Raw genomic sequence first — 26,183 nt, 5'->3', positions numbered from 1 at the left:
ACTGACACCGCTGCTCCTGCCTACAATGGCCCTCATGGCAACTGAGAGGGCGAGGCTGCTCCTGCATCCGGTCAGGATGCGAATCGTCATCGCGCTGTCAGCCCAGCAACTGACCACCCGGCACATGCAGCAGCTGATGCCGGACGTGCCGCAGGCGTCTCTCTACCGCGCGATCTCGCAGCTCGCGGCGGCAGGGATCATCGAGGTGGTCAGCCAGGAGCGCAGGGGCGGCGCGATGGAGCGCACCTATCGCATGGCAGCCGAGAACGACGCCCAGCTGACCTCGGAGGATCTGGACTCTTCGGGCGCCGAGGAGGCGCTCGGCGTCGTGCAGGCCCTGGCCGACATGATGGTCACCTCTACAAGCCGCTACCTCTCCGAGGCGGGCGACGACTGGTCGCAAGCATGCCTCACCGTCCGGCACGCGCCGCTGTGGCTGACTGACGACGAGCGCGCCCAGCTGACGGACGACATCCTGCAGCTGTTCGCCTCGTACCAGTCGAAGTCGCGCGGCCCGGAGTCCCGCCTGCACGCATTGCAGGTGGCGGCCGTGCCCGAGGTGGGTCCTCCCGACGTGTGCCCGGGGCCGGGCGCCAGCGACCAGGAGTAGCGACGGGCCGGGCTCTTCACTCGGCGGGCTCGAGCTCGCTACGGACGATGCGGTCGTCGCCTTCGCGCGGCTCGCCCCGGCCATCCGTGTTGTTGGTCAGGACGTAGAGCGCACCGTCGGGGCCGACCGCGACCGTGCGCACCCGCCCTAGGTCGTCGACCAGCACCTGTGGCTCGCCGATCCCGTCTGCCGTGAATGGCACGCGGAACACGGCTTCGCCGCGCAACGCCGCGACGTAGGCGCCCTCGTCGGTGACGTCGATTCCGCTCGGGGACGCCGCTGCCGTGGGCCGCCACTCGGCGACCGGATACGTGAGACCGTCCACCGTGTCGCCGAGCTCCGTCCCCTCCGGAGCGCCGATGAGGCCCTCGACCAGCGGCCACCCGTAGTTGGCACCCGGTTCGATGACGTTGAGCTCGTCCGCGTCCGCCTGACCGAACTCCGCGGCCAGCATGGTCCCATCGGGAGCCCAGCCGATGCCCTGCACGTTGCGGTGCCCGTAGCTCCATACCAGGTCGCCGAAGGGGTTACCAGGCGGCGGGGCACCGTCCTCCTCGCCGTCGGGGCCGTCTGCGACGACGCGCAGGATCGTGCCGTGCAGCGTGCCTGGGTCCTGGGCGAGCTCCGGCTGGGCGGCGTCGCCGGTCGCGACATAGAGGTGGCCGTCGGGACCGAAGGCGATGCGGCCGCCATCGTGGTTGGCGGCCTTCGGGATCCCGGACACGACGTCGACCGGCGCACTCAGGGTGTCGCCGTCGAGGTCCATGCGCACCACCGCGTTGCCGTCGGTGCGAGTGAGGTACGCGTACAGCACGCTGGGGTCGCTCGGCAGCAACTCGATCCCCAGCAGCCCGGCCTCGCCCGTGGAGTCCGTCTGGGCGAGCGCCTGCGCGCCGGGACCGGTGAGCGGCACCGTGGCGCCCCCGTCCTCGACTCGGAGGATACGGCCGGCATCCCGTTCGGTGACGAGCATGGAGCCGGCGGGCTCGAAGGCGATCGCCCACGGCGCGGACAGGCCGGTCGCGACATCCTCGCGTCCCACCTCAACCATCTGGGCGATTTCCGCGTCGACGCTGGGGGGCTTCACCGACGGTGCGGGAGAGGCACTGCCTGCGGTCACGCCAGGGACCTCGTCCGGCGTGCCTGAGGTGGGAGAGGGGTCGGCCTCGGCAGAGCACGCCGCGAGTGACAGCGCGGTAGCGGTAGCGAGCGCGCTCGCACGGATGCCCAGGGCGAGCGGAGCGGAAGCGAAAGGCATATGGCCACCCTATGCGCGCGCATCGGCGCTTGCAGGGCCGCTTAAGGGGCGGTGTTAGGTATCGGGCGTGCGCTCGTGGCGGGGCCCCGGACGTGCCACGGGAGGGAGCGCAGCGGCGCTCTTGGCCGCAGCCCCCTTGATGACCTTCTTGACCGCCTCGCCGCTCTTCGCTGCGGGGTTCTTACGGGCGCCATCGTCCTTGCGGGACTTGCCGCCCTTGGTGGTTTTGGGGGCGGGCCGGGCGCGGGACTTGCGGGGCCTGCGAGCAGCCAGATCGGCGTAAGCGCGAGGCTTCTGGTTGTTGAGCTGGGTCCTCCACCACCACTCTCGCCGGCGCTCGTTCAGGGCGGCCTGGGCGGCGAGCGCCGCGCGCACCTGGCGGGGGACGCTCAGGCGCTGAAGGCTGCGGCGGTCGACTGTCGCGACCACGGCGGCGGCCGCGAGGGTCAACCCCAGCGACACGAACGGCAGCCACTGCGCACCCCAGCGCGCGACGACGAGCCCGCCCAGCACCGGGCCGAGCGCGGCCCCGACGTTGAACATCACCGTGTACGCCCCGGCACCCATCTCCGTGCGCCACGGGGTGTGACGCATGGCCCAGTTGAGCAGCGCCGTGACGACGATGGCCCAAGACGCGGCCTGGACCACTTGGAAGGCCACGGCCGACCATGTCTGGCCGATCGCGAGCAGCCCGAACGCGAGCAGGAGACCCGCGATTCCTAGGGCGACCGTGTGCACCGGTCTGCGGGACAAGTGTCCCGAGATCCCGAGCGTGGCGGCCACTGCGACCGCGCCACCGAGTGCGAACAGCAGCGGCAGCGAGGAGACCGGCATGTTCCCCACCTGGGTGAGCAGCGGCACCACGTAGGTCCAGGTGAGCGACATGCCGGTCGCGGCCATCAGTGTCACGACTAGGACACGCGCGAACGCCGGTCGTGACGGGAGGTCACCGACGGTGTGGTGAGGCCCGGAGGCCGACCGGGACGAGGGCAGAACGAGGGCGAGCGCGACGGCCAGCACAACTCCCAGGACGGCGAGGCCCCAATAGGGCGATTGCCACGACACGCCGTTGCCGAAGGCCGTGACCAGCGGGGTGCCGAGCACTCCCGCAGCGGCCGAGCCGAGCATGACCGTGGTCACCGTCCGGGCCCGCATGTGCGGGGCGAACAGGCTCGCCGCCGCTGGGGCCACCACTGCCCAAAACAGTGCGTGAGCCGTCGCGGACATCACCCGGCCCGTCGCGAACATCCCCAGGCCGTCCGAATTCGCGACCACGAGCACGCCCGCCGTCCAGACTCCGAAGGTGGCGCTGAGGGCGAGCCTGCGGCTCACGCGCCGGGTGAGGATCGTGAGCGGCAGCGTCGCGACCACCACGGTGAGGGCGAAGGCGGTGGCGAGCAGGCCGATCGAGGAGACGGGCACGTCAAGGCCGGCGGCGATCGTAGTGCTCATAGCCACCACCGAGGCCTCGTTGGCCCCCACCGCGAACGCGCCGGTCGCGAGAGTGATCAGGCCCAGCCGCGCGCGGCGCGGAGAGAGGGCGAGGGCCTCGTCAGAGCGGTAGCCCGGATCGGGCTCATCGAGCACCATCGAGGCAGTCGTGCCACCGGCGATCGGGATGGACAGGGTGGCCGGCTCGTACTCGTAGTCCGCGGGATCGAAGCCCGGCAGCGAGCCGACAGGTAGCTCCTGGGTGTCGGCAAGTGGCTCGGAGGAGTCGTCGTCGCTCGGGTAGAGCTCGAGCGTGGCGGTGGGGTCGGACAACGTGCGCGGCTTTCTGGGGTCGAATGGGCGTGAAGCGGCTGGTACAAGGCTTGGTGTGCGAGATGACCAGCAAGAGATCTCGCGAGCCGATGACCCCTCGTTGGGGCAACGGGCGCCGCCCCTTCCATGTTCCCACGAGTCCGCGGCTCATCGTGCCCGGAGGCATCGAATCGCGCCGCAGATTCAGGCGCGGCTGGAGGGGTCCTCAGCGGCTGCCGGCTCCCCGAGATCGTCAAGCTCGACGGGTCTCGAATACCACCACCGGCGGGTGAGGGGAGCGACGAAGACGCCGGCGATCACGGCGAGGGAGCCGATCACCGCGACGCGCAGGTCCTGGGTCACGAGCACGCCCGCGAGCATGCCCAGGGCGGCCATGGGCGTGCGCAGGAACTCCAAGGTGCCGATCACGACGGAGTTCATGTTGGAGCGCACTTGCCACGGCGTGGTGCGCGCAAGAACGAAGCTCACCAGCGCGATCAGGGTGATCGGGGCGTACACGGCCAGGATCGCCCAGTTGGCGCGCACGTACATCTCCATGCGCTCGGGGCCGGAGAGCGCATCGAACGCCCAGACCACCAGCACGGGAGTCATCAGCACCACCAATGCGATCGTGCCGCGCCACGCGCCCCTCATCTCGGCGCGCCGGTGGTCGATCATGCCGTCGCGACCCATGGCGGCATGGATGCCTGCCGTGCCGCCGTGCTGCAGCACGACGAGCAGCAGGGCACCGAACACGGCCCACTCGGCCACGCTGAGGTCCCAGATGGGCCACGCGGCCACGGCGTCGATGATGGAGCTCATCGGCGCCTCCCCACGATGGGTCGCACGATCTTCTCCGGTTGCGGGATGTACGGGGACACGTCCTCGCACTCCAGCTCGTAGTCATCGCCGATGCGCGCTCTCGCGCTCTCGATCAGTTCTCGGGCGTCGAGGGCCCGCCGCATGGACATCGACCCGTCGTGACGCGAGATGGGCTCCCGCATGCGGGTACGGTGCAGCATCCATGCGCCCGCATGCGTCCAGAAGCCGGGCGAGGGGTCGAAGTGGGCGAAGCCGGCGACCCCCAGCTCGCCGTGGCGGGCGAAGAAGTCATCGAGCGACTCGCGGCCGATGTGGTGCAGGACGCCCGAGGAGATCATCAGGGTACGAGCCGGATCGTCGATCGCGAGGCTCGGGTCCAGCGCGTCTCCGTGCATGAACCTCACCGGGATGTCCTCGGCCCGCGCGAGTCGCGCGGCTGCGTCGACGAGCAGCGAGTTGAAGTCGAGTCCGACGAACTCCACGTCCGGCCCGAGGGCCCGCGTCGCCGCGAGCACCCGAGTGTCGAAGCCGATCCCGCAGCCCACGTCCACGACCCTGATCGTCCCACCCGCCTCCTCGCGCAGTCGGGCCACGATTGGCGCCAACGACGAGGCCATGCGCTGCGGGACGTGCACGAACTCGGACAGGCGCGCGAGCTCGAGGTGCACCGCAAGGAACACTTGGTCGACGGGCCCCTCCTCGAGGGTGCCGTCGCGGCGCGCGGGGAAAGGGTCGATCATCTGCGCCGCGCGGTGCTGGCCGCGGTCCGCGAGCTCAGCCCGCGCATCGGCCTTGTTCACAGGGAGCCGCTCGCCGGAGGGCATCTCGAGGTCCCAGAGGACATCGAGAACTTCGAGCGGCTCGGCCTGTACCGTCATCTGTGCTTCCTCCCGTCGGCCACTGTGGCTGAATAAACGCGCGGACGTGGGCGTTCATGCCCACGAGGAGGTGTCGCCCCAAGTGACGAGCATTCATGGCGACGTGATCGTCGTCGGCGCTGGCCCTGTGGGGATGGCGACGGCCCTCGGTCTCGCGCATCACGGCATTCCGTGCACTCTCATCGAGCGCAGGGACGAGCCGACGGTGGGCTCCAAGGCCTTCGGGGTGTGGGGTCGCACGCTCGAGATCCTCGACGCGTGGGGTCTCAGTTCCTCCTTCCTCTCGTCCGGAGACGCACGCGACGCGGTGTCACCGGTGACCGTCGAGTCGGGGCGCCCGGCCTTCACCGTGGATTTCACGGTGCTCGCTGCCGAGAGCGCGATGCCGGGCCTGCTGCTCATTCCTCAGTCCGCGACCGAGAGACTGCTGCGGGCGGCTATCGAGGACGCGCCCGGCGTGGAGCTCGTCCAGGGTGACGTCACGGACGCGCGCCAAGACGAGCTGTTCGTCCACGTGGACATCGCACTGGCGGGGGGCGAGACGCGGACGCTGCGCGCGGCCTACGTCGTGGGTGCTGACGGCTCCCGGTCCGCCGTCCGCGAGTCCCAGGGCGTGCGCCACGAGGGACGCATCATCGATCACGACCTGCTGGTGTTCGACATCGCGCTCGAGGACGACGAGGACCTGAGTCCGGTCCGGCTCGTGGCGCGCCAACCGGGACTGCTCGCAGGTCTGCGATTCAGCCCCGGACGGTGGCGCGTGCTGGCCTCGCTCGAGGCACTGACCAACCCCACGGCCTCCGCGACCGATGGGCCCCCTCCGCGCAAGCCCGACCAGCCCGTCGAGCGTCTGGAGGGCTTCGCGCGCCAGCTCTTCGGCGACCGGGGCCTCGAGGTGCTCTGGCAGAGCCAGACCACGCTCTATCAGCAGCGCGTGCCGGACTTCCGCCTGGGCCGGCGCATCCTGCTCGCCGGTGACAGTGCGCACCTCGTGTCGCCCGCCGGCGGACAGGGCATGAACCAGGGGATCCAGGACGCCGAGAACCTCGCGTGGTCGCTCGCCGTCGCTTTGCGTGCCGACGACGAGCGCGTCGTGCACGCGATGCTCGACGGCTATGCGGGGGAGCGCGAGCACGCGGCCGACGTCGTGGCGTGGCGTGCCCAGCTCAACTCGTTGCTCGAGTTCGCGACGCCGCCGTGGGTGCGGCCGCTCGGTTTCCTCGCTCTGCGGATCGCGACACGGCTGCCGTGGTTCACCCGCCTGCTCACGCGACGGCTGTCGATGAGGGACCTGAGGTACCGACCGCATCACTCGGAGCGCCTGCTCGGCTCGAGCCGCCTTGGCGTGGGGCCGGTGGGACGGCGGATGGCGAACGTGGTGCTGCCCGACGGCACCCGGATGGTGTCGCACACGCAGGGTCGCGCTGCGGTCGTGGCCATCGGCTGCGACCCACCCGCTGTGCCCGCGGGGGTCGCCGTGGTGCGGCTCGAGGCCGCGCCACGCGGTTCCCGGCTGCGCACCGGTCACGTGGTCGTCCTGCGGCCGGACCGCTATGTGGCCGCGGCGCTGCACCGGCCTTCGTCGGAGCGCCTTGCCGAGGTCCTCGCGAGCACCGTGGGAGCGGGAACCGCAACCTCGACGGCGCTCCCTAGCAGTGCATGAGTGCTCACGAGGCGGCTGACTCGGGCCGTCACGCACTGCTGGCCCGCTGAAGCCGGCCGATCAGCGCAAGCCGGCCCGCGCATCGGCCGCTCGCCAGCCGGCCCGCGCCCAGGCTAAGCGCCCTGGCGGGACATGAGTGCAGGATTGCCGTCGAATCCTGCACTGATGTCCCTCCAGGGCACCGCGCACCTGGCGGGGCGCAAGGAGCGCAACTCGGCAAACACCTCGGCGGCAATGCGGGCGCGTGGTCCAGCGTGCCCGCCTATACTGGTCGCACCAGCGACGACCCGGCCATCACCGGTGAGCTTGCGGAAGAACGGGCCCACAAGCCTCAGTAGAACCGCACGGGCAGCCCGTCACAGCGAGTCCCCCCGGGGACATGAGTGGTGAAGTAGGGCCCTGGATGCGTAGGTGACTACGGATCAGAAGGTTAGGGGCTCGCTTTGCAAGCGAGGTGGTACCGCGCGAGCGGGACTGCGGCCGTCAGGCCCGCGGACCCGGGAGCGTCCTCGTGGCACTGAGACGCCCAGGACCACCGAAGGAATCGCATGTACCCGCAGCACCGCCCCGACTCCGAAGTGCCCGCCTCGCCGAGCTTCCCCTCCATCGAGAGGGAAGTGCTCGCGCACTGGAAGACCGACGGCACGTTCCAGGCGTCGATCGACAACCGTGCTACCGCGGAGGAGTTCGTCTTCTACGACGGCCCGCCCTTCGCGAACGGGCTGCCGCACTACGGACACCTGCTGACCGGCTACGCCAAGGACGTCGTGCCGCGCTTCGAGACTATGCGCGGCAAGAAGGTCGAGCGCCGGTTCGGCTGGGACACCCACGGCCTGCCTGCCGAGCTCGAGGCCGAGCGGGTGCTCGGGATCACCGACAAGGCCCAGATCGATGAGATGGGCATCGCCGCGTTCAACAAGGTGTGCCGCGAGTCGGTGCTGAAATACACCGACGAGTGGCAGGAGTACGTCACCCGCCAGGCGCGTTGGGTGGACTTCGACAACGACTACAAGACGCTCGACGCCACCTACATGGAGTCCGTGCTGTGGGCGTTCAAGTCGCTTCACGACAAGGGCCTCGCGTACGAGGGCTACCGCGTGCTGCCGTACTGCTGGCGTGACGAGACACCGCTCAGCAACCACGAGCTGCGCATGGACGACGACGTCTATCAGATGCGCCAGGACCCTGCGCTGACGGTGCTGCTGCCGCTCGACGCCCCTGCTATCTCTGCCTCCGGCCTCGGTGACGACATCCAGGCGGCCCTGACCGGCGCATCGGCCGTGATCTGGACCACCACCCCCTGGACGCTGCCATCCAACCTTGCGGTCGCGGTGGGACCAGAGGTCGAGTACTCGGTGGTGTCTCCGGTCGAGGGTGACTTCGTGGGGCGGAAGCTGCTGCTCGCCTCCGCCCGCCTGGGCGCGTACACGCGCGAGCTGGGCGAGGGTGCGACGGTGGTCGCCACTGTCACCGGCGCCGAGCTCGCCGGCCTGACGTACCAGCCGCCGTTCAGTTACTTCGCGGCGCGTGACAACGCGCACCAGATCCTGGTCGCGGACTTCGTGACCGTCGAGGACGGCACCGGGCTGGTGCACCTCGCGCCGGCCTTCGGCGAGGACGATGCGGCGGTGTGCGGCGAGGCCGGCATCGACACCGTCATCCCGGTCGACTCCAAGGGGCGCTTCACCAGTGAGGTGCCTGACTACGCGGGTCAGCAGGTCTTCGAGGCGAACGCGCCGATCATCCGCGACCTCAAGGACGCCGGGATCGTGCTGCGTCACGAGACCTACGACCACTCGTACCCGCACTGCTGGCGCTGCCGCAACCCTCTGATCTACCGCGCGATCTCCTCGTGGTTCGTGCGGGTGAGCGAGTTCCGCGACCGCATGGTCGAGCTGAACGAGGACATCCGGTGGGTGCCCGACCACATCAAGGAGGGCCAGTTCGGCAAGTGGCTCGAGGGCGCGCGCGACTGGTCGATCTCCCGCAACCGGTACTTCGGCACGCCAATCCCGGTGTGGGTGAGCGACAACCCCGAGTACCCGCGCACGGACGTGTACGGCTCTCTCGAGGACATCGAGCGCGACTTCGGACGCCTGCCGCTGAACGAGGACGGCGAGGTGGACCTCCACCGGCCGTTCATCGACGACCTCGCGCGTCCCAACCCGGACGATCCCTCCGGTAGGTCCACGATGCGCCGCATCCCCGACGTTTTCGACGTGTGGTTCGACTCCGGCTCCATGCCCTTCGCGCAGGTGCACTACCCGTTCGACAACCGCGAGTGGTTCGACGGCCACCACCCCGCTGACTTCATCGTCGAGTACATCGGCCAGACGCGCGGCTGGTTCTACGTCATGCACGTGCTCGCGACCGCGCTGTTCGACCGTCCCGCCTTCACCACGTGCATCTCGCACGGCATCGTGCTCGGCTCCGACGGGCGCAAGATGAGCAAGAGCCTGCGCAACTATCCGGACGTGAACGAGGTGTTCGACCGCGACGGCTCCGATGCGATGCGCTGGTTCCTCATGGCCTCGCCGATCCTGCGTGGCGGCAACCTGGTGGTGACCGAGGAGGGCATCCGCGAGGGCGTGCGCGAGGTGATGCTGCCGCTGTGGAGCTCGTACTACTTCTTCACGCTGTACGCGGGGGCCGCGAACGGGGGAGCGGGGCACCGGGCCGCGCTGGTGGCCGACGCGGACGTGGCCTCGCTGCCCGTGATGGACCGCTACGTGCTCGCCAAGACCGCCGAGCTCGTCGACGCCATGACGGCGCAGCTGGATGCATACGACGTGCCGGGCGCATCGGCGTCTCTCACCGCCTCGATGGACCTGCTCACCAACTGGTATGTGCGTACCCAGCGAGACCGATTCTGGGACGAGGATGTCCAGGCCTTCGACACCCTCTACACCGTGCTGGTGACCATCACGGAGGCGGCGGCGCCCCTGCTGCCGCTGCTCACGGAGGAGATCTGGCGCGGGCTGACCGGCGGGCGCTCCGTCCACCTCGCCGACTACCCCACGGCACCCGACGCATGGCGCGACACGTCGCTCGGGGACGTCATGGACCAGGTGCGCGAGGTGGTCTCCACCGCGCACGCGCTGCGCAAGAAGGAGCAGATCCGCGTTCGCCAGCCCCTGGCGGCGCTGCACGTCGCGGTGGCCGATGTCGCGGCATTCGAGCCCTATGCCGGACTGGTCGCCGCCGAGCTCAACGTGAAGTCGGTGCAGGTGCTGAGCGTTGAGGACTTCACCGCCGCGCACCCGGTCGAGCAGACGCTGACAGTGAACGCCCGCGCGGCCGGCCCGCGCATCGGCAAGGAGGTGCAGGCGGCGATCCGCGGCTCGAAGACGGGCGAGTGGTCACTATCCGCCACCGGCGAGGTCGTCTCCGGAGGCGTGCCGCTCGTTGAGGGCGAGTACGAGCTCGCGACGGTGATCGGTGGCGGTGACCCTGGCGCTGACTCGGACGAGGCGGCCGCGGTGCTGCCTGGCGGCGGCTTCGTGCTGCTGGAGACGGCGCTGACCCCGGAGCTCGAGGCCGAGGGATACGCGCGTGACGTCGTCCGTGCCGTCCAGGACAAGCGCAAGGCCGAGGGGCTGAACGTCTCTGACCGCATTAGGCTCACTCTGCGCGTGCCGATGGACCGGCTGGCCTCCGTCGACGCGTGGAGCACGCTGATCGCTCGCGAGACCCTGGCTCAGGACCCGGCGACAGGTGCGGACCGGATCGAGGTCATCGCTGGCACGGAGCTGGATGTGGCGGTGGAGCGTCTCTAGCCCGGGCGGTCCCGAACCTCTTTGGTCAGGAGCCGGGCGCAGCGGCCACCTATAAGTCCGCGTCCTCCCACCGCACGCCCGGGTAGTCACCGGCCTGCTCCAGGAACTCGTCGAGTTCGGTCATGGTCAGCGGTGCCGGGACCGGGTAGCGCGCGGGGATACTCCTCAGCGCCTTCTCGTAGTCGACGAAGGCGGCGAAGTCGTAGGGGTAGCGGGACAGGTCCGATCCGGCATAGTGCCCGCGGCGCTGCGCACGGTCGAGTACCCCCTGCCATTGCTCGGTATCCGGGGTGCCAATGGTCTCGATCCCGTTCTGGAACAGCGACAGCACGATGTCCGCGAACGGCTCGCGGCCGTCGAGGAACGCATGCAAGCGGCGCAGCGACGTCTCGTCGTTGAAGTACATCCAGTACGGCACCGATCCGGTGCGCAGCGCCCAGTACGGCGAGCTCATCGCGAACGACCCCACGTACAGTCGCCGGACCGGAATGCCGCGGCGCGCGTTCCACCAGGTGTAGAGGTCCGCCACCAGGGGGCTGAGGTCCTCGGGGTGGTCGACGATCAGGCGACGCACGCGCCATCCGTGCTCACCTGCCAGGCGGAGCACGTCCTCCCGCAGCTCGGGGGCGAAGCCCCATTCCGCTTCAGGGCTGTCCGTGTCGGGGGCGGGCTGAGGCCAGGCGCGCACGTCGGACCCTTGCTCCGCGAGAAAGCGCTCCACGCGATCGCCTCCCGCGTGGTACTCGCGCTCCGTGACGCCGCCGAGGCCGCCGTGCTGGAACACGTAGCGCTCGTGCACCCGCGTGGTGCGCCAAGTGGCGGTGCACTCGGTGAGCAGCAGCGTCCCCCCGGGCTCCATGCGCTCCCGCAGGAACGCCTCGAAGCCAGGACCGAGCATGCGGCGCTTGTAGCGGAAGTACGTGAGCTTGCGCACCATGCGCCGGTCCTGTGCCCCATCGTGCATGTGGTGGAGCTGAATGTCCGGATTGTCGTCAACCAGCCGGATGCCGTGCTCGCGGGCCTGCGCGAGGCCCGTCGCCGGATCGTCCGGGTCCACCTCGTGTGCCAAGGGGATCAGCAGCGTCTGCGGCAGCCATGGCATCCCGAGCGCGGCGTTCAGGTACACGAGCGCGCCGTTCGATGAGCCCACGGCCACTTGTCGATAGCGCCGCCGCGGGTACTGGTCGGTGACCCACCGCGAGGCTTCTTCGAGATCTGCTCCCGCGAGCCGTTCGGGCTTCACGGCCTCGGAGGCGCCTGACTGGGCGAACGCCCTGCCGCGCAGCCCTCGAGGCAGCGCGTTCGCGGCGCGCATGATCGGTATGGCCAGGCGCGAGTTGCCTGCGGCGGTGAAGGGCAGCTCGTGCAGCGCGCTCGCGGTCGCCATCACCATGGTCGAGGCGGAATCGAAAGCGGCGAGGAACGGCGGCGTGCTCACGCGCGCGGCGCCCGCGCCAGCCAGAACCCCCCTGCGGCCAGGGCTCCGAGGCCCAGCAGCGCGCCACGCTTGCGACGGTGGTTCTTGGTCCCGTGGCCGCGCCAGCCGCCGTCGATGCGCGCGGGCACATCCGGTTGGGGCTCCAGCAGCGATCCCGAGGTGCGGGCCTGTGGCTCATCCCCGAACTGGTCGTGGTTGCCCAGCACGGTCATGAGGCGTCGGGTCAGGCCGGGTGCCACGCGTTCGGACAGCATCACCGACACGTTGTCCGGACCGACGAAGATGTCGTCGCGGGGCCTGCGCGTGCATGAGACCACCTTGGCCGCCACCGCGCGAGCGTCAAGGACGCGCACCGGCGGCTCGATGCGCCTGCCCGTGACGTTCGCGGCGTTGGCGATGAACGGGGTGTCGATGGCACCTGGGCTGATCAGGCACAGGCGAATGCCCTTGACGTCGCTGGTCTCCTGCCGAGCCGAGTCGGTCAGCGCCCGCACGCCGTGCTTGGATGCGATGTAGGCGGCCTGGTAGGGCACCACCGTGGTGTCGAGGATCGAGCCGATGTTGATGATGGTGCCGCGGCCCTGGTCGCGCATCCAGGGGATGGCTGCTTGCAGCCCCAAGAAGTACCCGGTGAGGTTGGTGTCGATCACGGCCCGCCACCACTCGCTCGGCAGCTCCTCGATGCGTCCGTATGCGTTCGCCGACGCGGCGTTGACCCAGACGTCGATGCGCCCATGACGGCTCACCGTCTCCCGCGCGAGCTCCAGCATCGCGGACTCGTCCCTCACGTCGAGCGCGACGCCATGGGCCTGCGCGCCACGATCGCGGCATTCGCGCACGATCTCGTCGAGCGCATCGGCCCTGCGCGCCGCGAGCATGAGCGCCGCGCCCTTGTCGGCAAACTGCAGGGCGCAGGCCCGCCCCACGCCGCTCGTGGCGCCGGTGATCACCACGGTCGACCTCTTGAGCTTGCGCATCGGAGTCGCTCCTCGGATAGTCGTCTCTCTCACACACGGTAGGCAGCCTCAGGCGCGCGCGCGAGCGGAACAACTGCGGAACAACTGCGGAACAACTGGGGAACCGCTCGGGTGCAGTGCGATGCTAGGGGCATCCCTGATCCTTACGGTCCGCGTGACGGACGGACAGCAAGCGGCCGACATGGGACACTGGCCGCATGTCTGACCCCAGTGACTTCACGCTCGGCGGCCTCACCACCGACGAGGCGGAACGCGAGATCTACGGCCATATTCTCACTCGCAACCCCGAACACGACTTCGAGCCGACGCTCGACCGCGTGCGGGAGGCGTGCGACCTGCTCGGCAGCCCGCAGTCCGCCTTCAAAGTGGTGCACATCACCGGCACGAACGGCAAGACCAGCACCGCGCGCATGGTGGAGTCGCTCGTGCGCGAGCACGGACTGCGCACCGGGCTGTTCACGTCGCCGCATCTCAGCACCGTGCGCGAGCGCATCCAGGTCGATGGCGAGCCCATCACCCAGGACGAGTTCATCCGCCTATGGCAGGACGTCGCGCCCATCATTCACATGGTGGACGCTCGCTCGATCGAGGGCGGCGGCCCGCGCATGAGCTTCTTCGAGGTGCTCGTCGTGCTCGCGTACGCCGCGTTCGCGGATACGCCCATCGACGTCGCCGTGGTCGAGGTAGGCATGGGCGGCGTGTGGGACGCCACGAATGTCGCCGACGGGCAGGTGGCTGTGGTGGCGCCCGTGAGCATGGACCACGCCCAGTGGCTCGGTGAGGATCTGACCGCCATCGCGGGCGAGAAGGCCGGCATCATCAAGGACGGCGCCACCGCGGTCATCGCCGAGCAGACCGATTCGGTCACCCCGGTCCTCCTTCAGGCCATCGCGGCGCGCGGAGCGACCGGACTGTGGGAGGGCGACGCCATCGAGGTCGTCGAGCGCCAGCCCGGCGTGGGCGGCCAGCTGGTGACGCTGCGCACCCCCGCCGCCACCTACGCGGACCTGTTCGTGCCGCTGTACGGCGAGCACCAGGCGCACAACGCGCTGCTCGCGCTCGCGGCCACGGAGGCGCTGCTGGCCGACGGCGGCGACCTCGAAGCGCTGAATGGCGAAACCGTCGAGGCGGGGTTCGGCGCCGTCGTTTCGCCCGGACGGCTCGAGGCCGTGCGCACGTCGCCCATGGTCCTGGTCGACGTGGCCCACAATCCGGCCGGCATCGATGCGCTGGTGAGCGCTGTCGAGGAGTCGTTCGCCTTCGAGTCCATCGTCGGCGTGGTCGGCGTCCTGGATGACAAGGACGCGGAGGGCATCCTCGGCGGCCTTGAGCAGCTGCTGGACCACGTCGTCATCACCGCGTCGAGCTCGCCTCGCGCGATACCGGCGGACGAACTCGCCGAGGTCGCCAGGGGCATCTTCGGCGACGACCGCGTGCAGGTCGCCCGGGATCTTCCCGATGCGATCGATCGCGCAGTCCAGACGGCTGAGCGGGTGCACGACATGGGTGCAGGAGTGCTCGTGACGGGCTCCGTCACTGTGGTCTCCGAGGCACGCATCCTCATGGGCGCCGACCGTCACAAGGGCGCGGGCCAGGCCCGATGAGCGCCGAGGAGACGCGGCCCGGGGCGGCCCGCGACAGCGTGCAGCAGGGTGCCAGCGACGCGGCGCCCGAGCCGTCCCCCGAGCAGTCGGCGGCCACCCAGCGCCGTCCCCAGCGGCCCGCGACCCTGGTCTTCACGCAGTCGGTGCTCGCCCTGCAGGCGTTCGTCGCGCTGTTCGCCACGCTGGTCGCGTGGAGCTTCGCACGCAATGGCCTGGTCGAGGCGCCCGCGGGATGGGTCGCCGGAGGCGGCGCCGCGCTCATGGTGATGCTGTTCTATGCCGCCGGAAAGCAGAAGAAGCGCTGGGGTCGCGCGCTCGCGTGGGTGCTCCAGGTGCCGATGTTGGTGGCGGGACTGCTGGTCCCGGCGATCGCGGCCCTCGGGGTGGTGTTTCTGATGATCTGGATCATGGCGCTGCGCCTCGGCTCCCGCATCGACCGCGAGCGCAAGGAGCGAGACGAGGCGGCGGCCGCGCGAAGCAACGAGGACACGCAGGTGGACGGCAGGATGTCCGAGTGAGGTCCGCATCGTCCCTCGTGCGCCGCGTGATGGCGGCGCTGGTGCTGGGAATCGTGGGCCTCACCATGCTGGTGTGGGCCCTGGAGCGCACGTCGCTGGTCAACTTCGCGGCCATGCACGACGGCGCGGAGGCGGAGACCCCCATCAGGGTCTACGTCACGATGTTCATCGGCCTGGCTGTCGTCAACCTCTGCACTTTCTGGGCGGTCAGCCAGTGGTCAGCGTACTTGCGCGCGCACCCGGATGCTCCGCAGCTGCCGGTGTGGTTCCTGCTGGTGCTGGTCGTCCTGCCGGGCGCCGCGCTCATCACCTCGGTCGCGACGCACGCGGGGTACATTCGCAGCCTCGATGCCGTGCCCGTCGACCCCAACATGGGATTCGTCGCCTTCCAGGTCATGATGGCGGCGCTTGTGATCATCGCGCTCGTGCTGCTGGGCGCGCGCTGGGCGCCGGGGTACAAGGCGCCTCGCGAAACACAGCCCCAGCCAGACCAGTAGTCCCAGCCAGACCAGTAGCCCCACCGGCACCGGCATCCCGAGCGGTGGCGGGAACACGGGTGCGGTCGTAGTCTCCGAGCATGGGGAGGCTGGTCTACTCGTACCTCTCGTCACTGGACGGCTATATCGCCGATGCGACGGGCGGCTTCGCGTGGGCGCGGCCGGACGAGCAGGTGCTGGGCTTCATCAACGGGGTCGAACGCGACGTGTCCACGTACCTGTACGGGCGCCGCATCTACGAGCTGATGACGGGCTGGGAGACCGATCCCGACATTGCCACGCAGAGCCCCCAGAGCGCGGAGTTCGCCGCGATCTGGCAGCGGGCGGACAAGATCGTGTTCTCCCGCACGCTGAACGACGTCGCGACGCAGCGCACCCGCATCGAGCGCGAGTTCGACCGGGCCACTGTCCAGGCGATCAAGGACGGCATCGACGGCGACCTGGCCGTTTCCGGAGCGACCCTGGCGGCGAGCGCCTTCCGGCTAGGGCTGATCGACGAGGTCCAGGTGTTCGTCTCGCCGATGCTGGCGGGCGGCGGCCAGCGCATGTTCCCCGACGGGCTGAGCCAGCGGCTCGCTTTGCGTGGTGAACGCCGCTTCGCGAACGGCATGGTGTGGCTGCGATACGAGGTTCTGCACTGAGCAGGCACGGCCGAGCGGGGACTCCCGGCTACGCGGGTACCTCGACCACTGAGGTGACCTCGAAGCCGGTGAGCGCCTCGCGCCCGGGCAGTCCGGCGAGTTCGAGCAGGAAGGCGTAGCGCACGCTTGCGGCGCCGGCGCGTGCCAGCATGTCGCCCACGGCCCTGGCGGTGCCGCCCGTCGCCAGCACGTCGTCCACCACCAGCACGCGCTTGCCGTCGAGCCCCGAAGGGCTGAGCACCAGCTCGGAAGCGCCGTACTCGATAGTCGCATCGGACTCGAGCAGCTCGCCTGGCATCTTGCCCTTCTTGCGCACCATCGCCATGCCCACGCCCAGCGTCTGCGCGACCACGGGCGCGAAGATGAAGCCGCGGGCATCCACGCCCACCACAACATCGACCGACCCCTGCTCGGGTGTCAGCGCGTCGCACGCCTCCCGGAATCGGACCGGATCCGCGAGGATCGGGCTGATGTCGTAGAACAGGATTCCCGGAACGGGGAAGTCCGGATGGGTGTCGAAGTCCGCGAGCGTGATCACGCCCCCATCTTCCCAGAGTCCGCGCCCAACCTGCCGCCCACTGTGCCGCCCAACCTGCCGCCCACTGTGCCGCCCGCGCATCGGCCGTGCCGTTAGGCTTGCCCGCATGAGCGAACGCACCCTGATCCTCGTCAAGCCCGATGGCGTCAAGCGTGGCCTGTCGGGGGAGATCCTGCGACGCGTCGAGGCCAAGGGCTACGTGCTCGTGGCCGTCGAGCTGCGCACCGCGACGCCCGAGCTGCTCGCCGAGCACTACTCCGAGCACGTCGGCAAGCCGTTCTACGAGCCGCTGGTCGAGTTCATGCTGTCCGGCCCCACCCTGGCGATCGTGGCCGAGGGTGAGCGCGTGATCGAGGGCTTCCGTTCCCTCGCCGGCGCCACCGATCCCACGAGCGCCGCTCCCGGCACCATTCGCGGCGACCTGGGCCGCCAGTGGCCCACGAAGGTGCTCCAGAACCTCGTGCACGGCTCGGACTCCGAGGAGTCCTCCGCACGCGAGATCGGAATCTGGTTCCCCTCTCTCTAGTCGCTGGCAGGACGGCCGATGCGGTCGTCGGCCTGCACTCGCGTCACCCCAGTGCGCCTCGTCCGGGGCGCGCTCCCGTCATGACCTGAAGGACACACGCGTGCACACAGGATTCGAGGATGGGCTCGAGCGGAGCCTGTTCGCCAGCCGATGGCTGCTGGCCCCCATGTACGTCGGCCTGGTCGCCGGCCTCGTCGTGGTCGCCTTGAAGTTCTTCGGGGAACTCTGGTACATCATCGACACGTTCTCGTGGAGCCAGTCGGCGGACCAGGTCACAGTGTCGGTGCTGTCGCTCATCGACATCGCGCTGCTGGGCAACCTGATCCTCATCGTGATCTTCGCCGGGTACGAGAACTTCGTGTCGAAGATCAAGGTCGCGGAGGGTTCCGAGGATCGTCCCTCGTGGATGGGCACGGTCGACTTCTCCGGCCTCAAGATGAAACTCATCGGCTCCTTGGTCGCGATCTCGGTGATCCTGCTGCTCAAGGACTTCGTCGCGGCCGCGGACCCGAACACGACCATGGACTACGAGGCGGTCGCCTGGCGCATCGGGCTGCACTTCACCTTCGTCATCTCAGGGCTGCTGTTCGCCATCATGGACTACTGGGGTGCCAAGCGGCAGGCGCTGCTGATGGACACCAAGTTGAAGGCGCGCAGCCTGAACGCCGAGTACCTGACGGATCAGGCGGACGTGTCCGCCTCTGACGCCAAATAGCGCCGATGCGGTCGCGGGGCCGCCCGCCTAGGTCGCCTCGCCGCACGAAGCCTCTAGACTCACCCACGTGTATCTCAAGACGCTGACGCTCCGCGGCTTCAAGTCGTTCGCGTCGGCGACCACCCTGGATTTTGAGCCCGGCGTCACCTGCGTGGTGGGCCCCAACGGCTCGGGCAAGTCCAACGTGGTGGACGCCCTCGCCTGGGTGATGGGGGAGCAGGGGGCGAAGACGCTGCGTGGCGGCAAGATGGACGACGTCATCTTCGCCGGTACCGCAGGCCGCGCGCCGCTGGGTCGCGCCGAGGTGTCGCTCACCATCGACAACACCGACGGCGCGCTGCCCATCGAGTACACCGAGGTGACGATCACCCGCACCCTGTTCCGCACGGGCGGCTCCGAGTACCAGATCAACGGCTCTCCGTGCCGCCTGCTCGACATCCAGGACCTGCTGAGCGACTCGGGGCTCGGCCGCGAGATGCACGTCATCGTCGGACAGGGCCAGTTGGACGCGGTGCTGCGCGCCACTCCCGAGGATCGCCGCCACTTCATCGAAGAGGCCGCGGGCATCCTCAAGCACCGCAAGCGCAAGGACAAGGCGCTCCGCAAGCTCGACGCGATGCAGGCGAACCTCACGCGCGTCAACGACCTCACGGCCGAGCTGCGGCGTCAGCTGGGGCCGCTGGGCCGTCAGGCCGAGGTCGCCCGCCAGGCGCAGCGCATCCAGGTGGACGTGCGCGACTCGCGGGCCCGCCTGCTTGCCGACGACATCGCTCAGCTCGAGTCGCGCTTCTCGCAGGAGCAGGCGGACGAGTCTGCGCTGCTCGAGAGGCGTGCCGAGGTCGAGAAGGCGCTCGCCGCCGCCCGTGACCGGCTCGCCGACCTGGAGCGCGCATCGGCTGAGGCCACTCCCGCGCTGACCAAGGCGAACGACACGTACTACCGACTCAGCGCCATCCGCGAGCGGCTGCGCAACCTGTCCTCGCTGGCCGAGGAGCGCCTGCGCATGCTGGGCAACTCGACTCAGGACGCGCCCCCGACGGACCTGGTCGACCTCGACGAGCAGCTCGAGCGTGCGCGCGCCGCGACCGCGGAGCTGCAGTCGGAGGTCGCGGCCGCCGCGACCGCGCTCGAGCAGGCCGAGCAGCAACGACGCGACGCCGAGCAGGTGGCCGAGGACTCCGAGCGGCACCTGGCGAACCTGCTGCGCTCGGTCGCCGACCGCCGTGAGGGGGTCGCCCGCCTCGCGGGTGACGTCTCCGCCCGGCGCTCGCGAGTCGAATCGGCCGAGGCAGAGATCGGCCGGCTGCGCGAGGCATTGGCGGACGCCCAGCGCCGCGCGCACGAGGCCACCACCGAGTTCCAGCACCTCGAGACCCAGGTCGCCTCCGTCGAGCAGGGCGAGGAGGACCTTGACGACGCGCACGAGGCCGCGACCGAGGAGTGGGACGAGGCCAAGGCCACGCTCGCGGAGCTCAAAGATCGACTCAACACCGCGATGCGCGAGCGGGACACGTGGGCGGCGAAGGTCGAGGCGCTCGACCTGTCGCTGGCGCGCAAGGACGGCGCCGGCGCACTGCTGGCCGCAGGGTCGCGCTCCGTGCGTGGGACCGTGGCCGCGCTGATCGAGGTGAGCGCGGAGGCGGAAGACGCGATCGCCGCGGCATTGGGCCCGCTGGCCGATGCGCTGGCCGTCGATTCGGTCGAGGACGCGGTCGATGCGATCCGGTGGCTGCGCGACGAGGACGCGGGGCGCGCCAGGTTCCTTGTCGCGGACCCCGAGGCCAAGGTGGCGAACCCGGACGTCGCGCTCGCGGACGGCGCAGCATGGGCGTCCAGCCTGGTGTCGGGCCCCTCGGGGATCGTCGACACGGTGCGCGCGCACCTGTCCGGCGTCGCTGTCGTCGATGATCTGGCCGCCGCGCGCTCACTCGTGGCCACGCACCGCGACGTCGTGGCGGTCACTCGCCGCGGCGACCTGCTGGGCGCCAAGAGCGCGTCCGGCGGTGCCGGCGACGCCCCGAGCGTGCTGCACATGCAGGCGGCGCTCGACGAGGCCAGGCAGGGGCGCGAGGCGGCCGCGGCCGTGGTCGAGTCCACGACGTTCGAGATCCGCGGCGCCGAGGAGCGCGAGTCCGAGGCCCGCACCCGCCATGAGATCACCCTCGAACGCCTCAACGACTCGGATGCGCGCATGGCCGCGGTCGCGGAGCAGCTCGGCCACCTGAATGCGTCCGCGAGGGCGGCGCGTGCGGACGGCGAGCGGCTGGACACCCAGATCGCCGCGGCGCAGGAGCGCATGGCCGAGCAGTCGCGCGAACTCGCGAGCATGACCGAGCGGCTCGCGGCAGCCCAGGCGGAGCCCGAACAGACCGAATCCGACACCGCCGGCGCCCAGGTCCAGCGCGACGAGGACGCGCAGGCGGCCGTGGCGGCACGCGCCCGTGAGACCGAGGCCCGGCTCGCGCTGCGCACGGCGGAGGAGCGCGCCCGCGCACTGGCGGCGAGGGCCGAAAGCCTCGAGCGCGCCGCCAACGCCGAGCGGGACGCCCGCGCCCGCGCCGAGGAGGCCGCGCGCAGGCGCGAGCGTCAGGCCCAGGCCGCGCGCGAGGTGATGGCGGGAGCGGCCGATGCGCTGGCGGCGATCGACATCTCCGTCGCCCACGCGGATGACGCCCGGGCAGCGGCCGAGGCCGCGCGCGCCGAGCGCACCAGCGACCTCACCGACGTGCGCCGCGAGGTCGAAGGTCTCGCGGACGAGCTGCGCCGGCTCACGGACGAGTCGCATCGCGACGAGGTGGCCCGCGCCCAGCTGAAGGTACGGCTGGAACAGCTCGAGCAGCGGGCGGTCGACGAGCTCGGGGTGGACCCGGCGAAGCTCGTCGAGGAGTTCGGCCCGCACCTGCCCGTCCCTGTCACCGACGCCGAGCCAGGGGAGGATGGCGAGCAGCCCACCGAACCGTTCGTGCGCGACGCCCAAGAGAAGCGCCTGCGCACGGCAGAGCGCGCGATGAAGCAGCTCGGCCAGGTCAACCCGCTCGCTCTCGAGGAGTTCTCCGCTCTCGAGGAGCGGCACAAGTTCCTGCAGGACCAGCTGAGCGACATCAAGAAGTCGCGCGCGGACCTCATGGAGATCGTCCGGGAGATCGACGAGCGGGTCGAGCGAATCTTCGTCGAGGCGTTCGAGGACACGCAGGCGCAGTTCGACCTGATCTTCCCGCGGCTGTTCCCGGGAGGGGAGGGCAAGCTGGTGCTGACCGACCCCAAGAACATGCTCGAGACCGGCATCGAGGTCGAGGCCAGACCCGCGGGCAAGAAGGTCAAGCGCCTGTCGCTGCTGTCAGGCGGCGAGCGCTCGCTGACCGCGGTCGCGTTGCTGGTCGCGATCTTCAAGGCGCGCCCGAGCCCGTTCTACGTGATGGACGAGGTCGAGGCCGCTCTGGACGACGCCAACCTGGGCCGGTTGCTGGAGATCTTCACCGAGCTCAAGGAAGACTCGCAGCTCATCGTCGTGACCCACCAGAAGCGCACCATGGAGATCGCCGATTCGCTCTACGGCGTCACCATGCGCGGCGACGGAGTGACGACGGTCATCAGCCAGCGGCTCACGGACGAGGGTGCGGCGTAGCTACTCGCCTCCGCCGCCCTCGACGACCCTGAGGTCGTAGTCTGCGGCCGTTCCGGCGAAGTACGTGGTCACTGCGATGATCCACCGGCCCTCGGGCACTGTCTGGTCCAGCAGCGGGTCGAAGTCGGCGAGCACGTCCGAGTAGGGGTTGCCGTCGGCCCATGCGAGCCGGTACGGCTGCTCGTCGTGGCCCAGGATCTCGAGCACGAGATCCTGGTCCGTCAGTGTCGCCGCCTGGATCGTGAGCCGCTGATCCTCATCGTTGTCCAGGCACACGTAGGTGTTCTCCCCCTCGACGGTGAGCGTGTCGCCGGGGGACACCGCGGGCGCGTCGTCGCAGAGGTCAGGGGAGACGTCGGCGTGCATGCTGGTCGCCTCGCCGCGGCGGAAGAGGTCCGCGTCGTCGTCGAAGTAGAGCTCGAGCGCTCCCGTGTCGCCGCCCAGCCACGCGCTGGCGGCCACCATGTATGTGCCGGGCTCGAGCTCGAGGCTGGTCTCCGGGTCGAAGCCGATCACGTCGTCGGCCGTGCGCAGCAGCGTCGCCGCGCCGTCGTCCTCGGCCGCCCGGTAGATCGCCATCGTCAGGTCCGGCGAGTCCACGCTCTCGGGGTCCTCCGATGCGACACCGACCTTCGCGAACACCGACTGCTCGACCTCGACGCACGCATAGTGAATGTCGCCCGGCGCGCTCGGGTCGAGGGTCGCGTCGTCCACGGCGCTGTCCGCAGCGACGGACACCGGCTGGTCGTCGGCGAGGACGGGGACCTCGGCGCCACACGCCTGCGCTGGCGGAACTGACGCAGTGTCGAAGCCGTCCCCCGCATCGGCCGCGCCGTCCCCTTGGGGCGTGAACGTCGCGGTGTAGAGCAGGAACGGCGGCTCCTCGCCCAGCACCAGGCCGGTGACCTCGATCGCGTAGGCGCCCGCCGCGAGCTCGACGGTGAACTCGGGGTCCCAGTCGGGTGCGCTCGCCGCAGTGCCGAGCTGCGCGCCGTCCTCGTCATATAGGGCGAGCTCGATGGTGTCGCTGGGCTCGAGTGCCGCGGCTCCGACGGTCACCGAGGCGGCCTCGTCCAGAACGAAGCACGTGCGGGGGGATGGGTCCACGACCTGCTCGTCGAGGTCGATAGACTGTCCCTCGACGCCATCGCAGCCGTCGCTCGCCTCGGTCGGGCTCGTGAGGGGCTCGTCCGGCTCGGAAGATCCCCCGAACGTCAGCAGCGCCGCCGTCAGCGCGACTGCCACGACCACGGCTCCCGTCGCCCAGAGAGCAACTGTTCGGCCCTGCCGCGCGTTGTCCATGCTGGGAGGGTAGCCGCTCCATCCAGTGCCGCAGACGACGCGGCCGGGCGCGCCCTTCTGAGTGCTTCTGAGTTGAATCTGAGTTCGACGGCGAGCCACAATCTGTCCTGAACATCCCAAAAGGAGACTTGATGCTCTCGTCCATGATCGGCCCACTGACTTTCGCCATCCTGCTCGCCGTCGGCCTGATGCTGGCTGCCCTGGTGGCGGAGGGTCGCGGCCGTCATATCGCGCGGTTCGTGGTGGCTGTGCGCTCGCGACGGGACCTCCAGAACTTCCTCGCGGAGGCGCCGTACGAGCGCGGGGACTGGGATCTCGTCGCCCACGTCGATTCGACGCCGGATCGCCCCGCTCCGGGCACCCGCGTCGCGATCTGGGCGACCGACACCGGAACCAGGGCGTCGCGTGCCGTCGCCGATCGCGCATCGGCCCTCGGTGGCACCGGCGACGCGATTGAGACCGGTCCCGGCACGGGCGAGCTGGGCCTCGCGCGCCAGTAGTCGCGCACCTGGCAGACTGACGCCATGGACGTCTCATGGATCCCTGGTTCCGCTGACCTCGTCGTCGTCATCGTGGCCGCAGTTGCGGTGCTCGGCGGTGCGGGCGCCTACGTAGGCAGCCGTCGCCGCGGGGGCGCGCCGTCGCAGCGCGGCTACGCCCCGTATGGCTCGGACGATGCCCCGGTGCGTGAGACATCGGCCGAGCCTTCCGTCGTCTCCGAGGCACCGGAGGCGCCTGATTCGCGCCTCACCCGGCTGCGCGCCAAGCTCGCCGGTGGCCTCGGGGCGAGCCTGCTCGCGATCTTCTCGCGCGGCGCCCTGTCTCAGGAGGACTGGGACGAGCTGGAGGAGACGCTTCTGCTCGCGGACGTCGGAGCCTCGGCCACCGACGACATCCTTGCGGGCCTGCAGTCGCGCCTGCGTGCCGAGCCCGACGGCGACCCGCGTGCGATCCTGCGAGCCGAGCTGATCCAGACTATCGACCCCGCTCTTGACCGCTCACTGAGACTCGGGGAGCCGGGGGAGGGCGCACACGAGCCCATCATCGTCGTGGGAGTCAACGGCGTCGGCAAGACCACCACCGTCGGCAAGATCGCGCGCATGCTCGTCGCCGAGAAGCGCACCGTGGTGCTGGCTGCGGCGGACACGTTCCGCGCCGCCGCCGCGGATCAGCTCGAAACCTGGGGCGCCCGGGTGGGCGTGCCGGTGGTGCGCTCCGACCGCGAGGGGGCGGACCCGGCCTCCGTGGCGTTCGAGGCGGCCGACCGTGCGCGCAACGAAGGTTCCGACGTGCTACTCGTCGACACGGCGGGACGTCTGCAGAACAAAGCTGGGCTCATGGACGAGCTCGGCAAGCTCGTGCGCGTGGTGTCCAAGGTGAAGGAGCCGGTCGAGGTGCTGCTGGTCCTCGACGCCACCACGGGTCAGAACGGCCTCGCACAGGCCCGAGTGTTCGCCGAGGTCGCAAACGTCACCGGCATCGTGCTGACCAAGCTGGACGGCACTGCCAAGGGCGGCATCGTGGTGGCGGTGCAGCGAGAGTTGGGCGTGCCCGTCAAGCTCATCGGGCTCGGAGAAGGAGCCGATGACCTGGCTCCGTTCGACGTCGAGGAGTTCGTCGACGGCCTGCTCGGTGTCTGAATAGTTCCCGGTTCTCCCCGTGCGCAACACACCTTTTACCGCAAGCCCTCTGATGTAACCGTACGGAAACACGCCCGAGGTTCAGGGGCAACAAGTCTGCGGAAGGGTGTCTCCTGACTCGCCGAGCGGGCGAGGGATACAAGGAGAAGCGAAACTATGGACAGCCCAAACGTTGCATGGCTGCTGACTTCCGCTTCGCTCGTGTTGCTGATGACGCCTGGACTGGCGTTGTTCTACGGTGGCATGTCGCGTCGCAAGTCGGTGCTCAACATGATGATGATGTCCTTCAGCGCCATTGGCGTTGTCGGCGTCCTATGGGTCATTGTCGGATTCTCGGTCTCGGCGGGCGACACCGTCGGCGGCTGGTTCGGCAACCCCGCAGCAGACTTCGGTATGCAGTCGGTCTTCCAAGCGGGGACCACTGCCGAAGAGCTTGACGGATCCGAGTTCGACCTGATCTTGGCGGCCTTCGGTGCCACCTTCGCGATCATCACGGTCGCGCTGATCTCGGGTGCGGTCGCCGACCGCATGAAGTTCTCGGCCTGGCTCGTGTTCGCGGGTCTGTGGGCCGTTCTGGTCTACTCGCCGGTCTCGCACTGGGTGTGGGGCGGCGGACTGCTGACGTCGGACTACCTGTTCGCCGACCTGACGGCTCCGCAGGACATCGCCGGTGGAACTGTGGTGCACATCAATGCCGGTGTGGCCGCGCTTGTGCTGGCACTGCTGCTCGGCAAGCGCAAGGGCTTCGGCAAGGAGCCGATGCGCCCGCACAACCTGACCCTCGTGATGCTCGGCGCCGCGCTGCTGTGGTTCGGCTGGTTCGGATTCAACGCCGGTTCGTGGTGGGAGGCGGACGTGTTCGCCGCCCAGATCTGGCTGAACACCCTGGTGGCAACCGCCGCCGGTATGCTCGGCTGGCTCCTGCTGGAGAAGCTGCGTGATGGCAAGGCCACCTCGCTCGGCTCCGCATCTGGTGTCGTCGCCGGTCTGGTCGCGATCACCCCGGCAGGCCTCTCGGTCTCGCCGCTCGGTGCGATCACCATCGGCTTCATCGCCGGTATCCTCTCCGCTCTTGCGGTGGGGCTCAAGTACAAGCTCGGCTACGACGACTCGCTCGACGTGGTCGGCATCCACCTGGTTGCCGGTCTCTGGGGAACGGTCGCCGTGGGTCTGTTCGCAACGGACTTGAACGCCTTCGGTGACGCTGGTCTGTTCTACGGTGGCGGCGCAGGCCTGCTGCTGTCGCAGGTCATCGCTGCACTGGTCGTGATGGCGTACTCCGCCGTTGCTACGCTGATCATCGGTCTGGCCATTAAGTACACGATGGGTCTGCGCGTGTCCGAAGAGGACGAGGTCGCAGGCATCGACTACTCCGAGCACGGCGAGACTGCCTACGAGGAGGCGATCTGATC

21 protein-coding genes are annotated in these 26,183 nt (G+C 69.7%); 13 read left to right on the top strand and 8 right to left on the bottom strand.

The features are described from left to right. The first annotated feature begins 34 nt into the window (after positions 1-34). Positions 35-610, top strand: a complete 576-nt coding sequence (locus ACNI3K_RS07745; protein ID WP_419391306.1) for a helix-turn-helix domain-containing protein — start codon at positions 35-37, stop codon at positions 608-610. Between the two features lie 16 nt (positions 611-626). On the opposite strand, the gene ACNI3K_RS07740 is transcribed toward ACNI3K_RS07745, so the two are convergent. The 4 genes from ACNI3K_RS07740 to ACNI3K_RS07725 form a co-directional block, all read right to left on the bottom strand. Beyond that, positions 627-1,868, bottom strand: a complete 1,242-nt coding sequence (locus ACNI3K_RS07740) for a PQQ-dependent sugar dehydrogenase (RefSeq protein ID WP_419391305.1) — start codon at positions 1,866-1,868, stop codon at positions 627-629. 54 nt (positions 1,869-1,922) lie between these two features. Further along, complete coding sequence (locus ACNI3K_RS07735) at positions 1,923-3,632, bottom strand: MFS transporter (RefSeq protein ID WP_419391304.1); 1,710 nt, start codon at positions 3,630-3,632, stop codon at positions 1,923-1,925. A gap of 183 nt (positions 3,633-3,815) precedes the next feature. Continuing rightward, the gene (locus ACNI3K_RS07730) at positions 3,816-4,433 is read right to left on the bottom strand and encodes a hypothetical protein (protein WP_419391303.1); all 618 of its coding nucleotides are present in this window, start codon (positions 4,431-4,433) and stop codon (positions 3,816-3,818) included. Further along, complete coding sequence (locus tag ACNI3K_RS07725; RefSeq protein ID WP_419391302.1) at positions 4,430-5,311, bottom strand: class I SAM-dependent methyltransferase; 882 nt, start codon at positions 5,309-5,311, stop codon at positions 4,430-4,432. Before ACNI3K_RS07725 ends, ACNI3K_RS07730 begins: the two co-directional genes overlap by 4 nt. A gap of 82 nt (positions 5,312-5,393) precedes the next feature. Between ACNI3K_RS07725 and ACNI3K_RS07720 the strand changes: the two genes are divergently transcribed. Continuing rightward, entirely contained in the window at positions 5,394-6,974 is a 1,581-nt protein-coding gene (locus ACNI3K_RS07720) for an FAD-dependent oxidoreductase (RefSeq protein WP_419391301.1), read from the top strand. 548 nt (positions 6,975-7,522) lie between these two features. Next, positions 7,523-10,750 carry an isoleucine--tRNA ligase gene (ileS, locus tag ACNI3K_RS07715; protein WP_419391300.1) on the top strand — a complete coding sequence of 1,076 codons (3,228 nt, stop codon included), beginning with the start codon at positions 7,523-7,525 and terminating at the stop codon, positions 10,748-10,750. Positions 10,751-10,799: 49 nt separating this feature from the next. Here ileS and ACNI3K_RS07710 read toward each other — a convergent pair whose 3' ends face one another. Both ACNI3K_RS07710 and ACNI3K_RS07705 read right to left on the bottom strand, forming a co-directional pair. Beyond that, positions 10,800-12,188: a hypothetical protein gene (locus ACNI3K_RS07710; RefSeq protein WP_419391299.1), complete on the bottom strand. Its 1,389-nt coding sequence runs from the start codon at positions 12,186-12,188 to the stop codon at positions 10,800-10,802. Continuing rightward, positions 12,185-13,165: an SDR family NAD(P)-dependent oxidoreductase gene (locus tag ACNI3K_RS07705; RefSeq protein WP_419391298.1), complete on the bottom strand. Its 981-nt coding sequence runs from the start codon at positions 13,163-13,165 to the stop codon at positions 12,185-12,187. The genes ACNI3K_RS07710 and ACNI3K_RS07705 overlap by 4 nt, the downstream gene beginning before the upstream one ends. Before the next feature lie 197 nt (positions 13,166-13,362). Between ACNI3K_RS07705 and ACNI3K_RS07700 the strand changes: the two genes are divergently transcribed. The 4 genes from ACNI3K_RS07700 (at position 13,363) to ACNI3K_RS07685 (ending at position 16,425) form a co-directional block, all read left to right on the top strand. Then, positions 13,363-14,769 carry a bifunctional folylpolyglutamate synthase/dihydrofolate synthase gene (locus ACNI3K_RS07700; RefSeq protein WP_419391297.1) on the top strand — a complete coding sequence of 469 codons (1,407 nt, stop codon included), beginning with the start codon at positions 13,363-13,365 and terminating at the stop codon, positions 14,767-14,769. Then, positions 14,766-15,287 carry a DUF4233 domain-containing protein gene (locus tag ACNI3K_RS07695; RefSeq protein ID WP_419391296.1) on the top strand — a complete coding sequence of 174 codons (522 nt, stop codon included), beginning with the start codon at positions 14,766-14,768 and terminating at the stop codon, positions 15,285-15,287. The genes ACNI3K_RS07700 and ACNI3K_RS07695 overlap by 4 nt, the downstream gene beginning before the upstream one ends. Next, a complete protein-coding gene (locus ACNI3K_RS07690; RefSeq protein WP_419391295.1) occupies positions 15,284-15,784 on the top strand; it encodes a hypothetical protein in 501 nt (166 codons plus the stop codon). Before ACNI3K_RS07695 ends, ACNI3K_RS07690 begins: the two co-directional genes overlap by 4 nt. A gap of 80 nt (positions 15,785-15,864) precedes the next feature. Then, positions 15,865-16,425 carry a dihydrofolate reductase family protein gene (locus ACNI3K_RS07685; RefSeq protein ID WP_419391294.1) on the top strand — a complete coding sequence of 187 codons (561 nt, stop codon included), beginning with the start codon at positions 15,865-15,867 and terminating at the stop codon, positions 16,423-16,425. A 28-nt stretch (positions 16,426-16,453) separates the two neighbouring features. Here ACNI3K_RS07685 and ACNI3K_RS07680 read toward each other — a convergent pair whose 3' ends face one another. Then, positions 16,454-16,963 carry an adenine phosphoribosyltransferase gene (locus ACNI3K_RS07680; RefSeq protein ID WP_419391293.1) on the bottom strand — a complete coding sequence of 170 codons (510 nt, stop codon included), beginning with the start codon at positions 16,961-16,963 and terminating at the stop codon, positions 16,454-16,456. 106 nt (positions 16,964-17,069) lie between these two features. Between ACNI3K_RS07680 and ndk the strand changes: the two genes are divergently transcribed. The 3 genes from ndk to smc all read left to right on the top strand — a co-directional run bounded on the left by ndk (position 17,070) and on the right by smc (position 21,829). Continuing rightward, on the top strand, positions 17,070-17,489 hold the full coding sequence (gene ndk / locus ACNI3K_RS07675; protein ID WP_419391292.1) for a nucleoside-diphosphate kinase: 420 nt from the start codon (positions 17,070-17,072) through the stop codon (positions 17,487-17,489). 100 nt (positions 17,490-17,589) lie between these two features. Continuing rightward, positions 17,590-18,204, top strand: a complete 615-nt coding sequence (locus tag ACNI3K_RS07670) for a TIGR00645 family protein (protein WP_419391291.1) — start codon at positions 17,590-17,592, stop codon at positions 18,202-18,204. A gap of 67 nt (positions 18,205-18,271) precedes the next feature. Continuing rightward, a complete protein-coding gene (gene smc, locus ACNI3K_RS07665) occupies positions 18,272-21,829 on the top strand; it encodes a chromosome segregation protein SMC (protein ID WP_419391290.1) in 3,558 nt (1,185 codons plus the stop codon). Here the strand turns inward: smc and ACNI3K_RS07660 are convergent, their stop codons facing one another. Next, the gene (locus ACNI3K_RS07660; protein ID WP_419391289.1) at positions 21,830-23,131 is read right to left on the bottom strand and encodes a hypothetical protein; all 1,302 of its coding nucleotides are present in this window, start codon (positions 23,129-23,131) and stop codon (positions 21,830-21,832) included. Between the two features lie 131 nt (positions 23,132-23,262). Between ACNI3K_RS07660 and ACNI3K_RS07655 the strand changes: the two genes are divergently transcribed. The 3 genes from ACNI3K_RS07655 to ACNI3K_RS07645 all read left to right on the top strand — a co-directional run bounded on the left by ACNI3K_RS07655 (position 23,263) and on the right by ACNI3K_RS07645 (position 26,181). Then, a complete protein-coding gene (locus ACNI3K_RS07655) occupies positions 23,263-23,631 on the top strand; it encodes a hypothetical protein (protein WP_419391288.1) in 369 nt (122 codons plus the stop codon). A gap of 24 nt (positions 23,632-23,655) precedes the next feature. After that, entirely contained in the window at positions 23,656-24,771 is a 1,116-nt protein-coding gene (ftsY, locus tag ACNI3K_RS07650; protein WP_419391287.1) for a signal recognition particle-docking protein FtsY, read from the top strand. A 156-nt stretch (positions 24,772-24,927) separates the two neighbouring features. Next, positions 24,928-26,181, top strand: coding sequence for an ammonium transporter (locus ACNI3K_RS07645; RefSeq protein ID WP_419391286.1), 1,254 nt, complete (start codon positions 24,928-24,930; stop codon positions 26,179-26,181). Positions 26,182-26,183 lie beyond the last annotated feature (2 nt).

The organism is Demequina ureilytica (genome assembly GCF_048553575.1).
In the GTDB taxonomy this organism is placed as follows: domain Bacteria; phylum Actinomycetota; class Actinomycetes; order Actinomycetales; family Demequinaceae; genus Demequina.
This window is presented reverse-complemented; position numbering and strand designations above follow the sequence as displayed.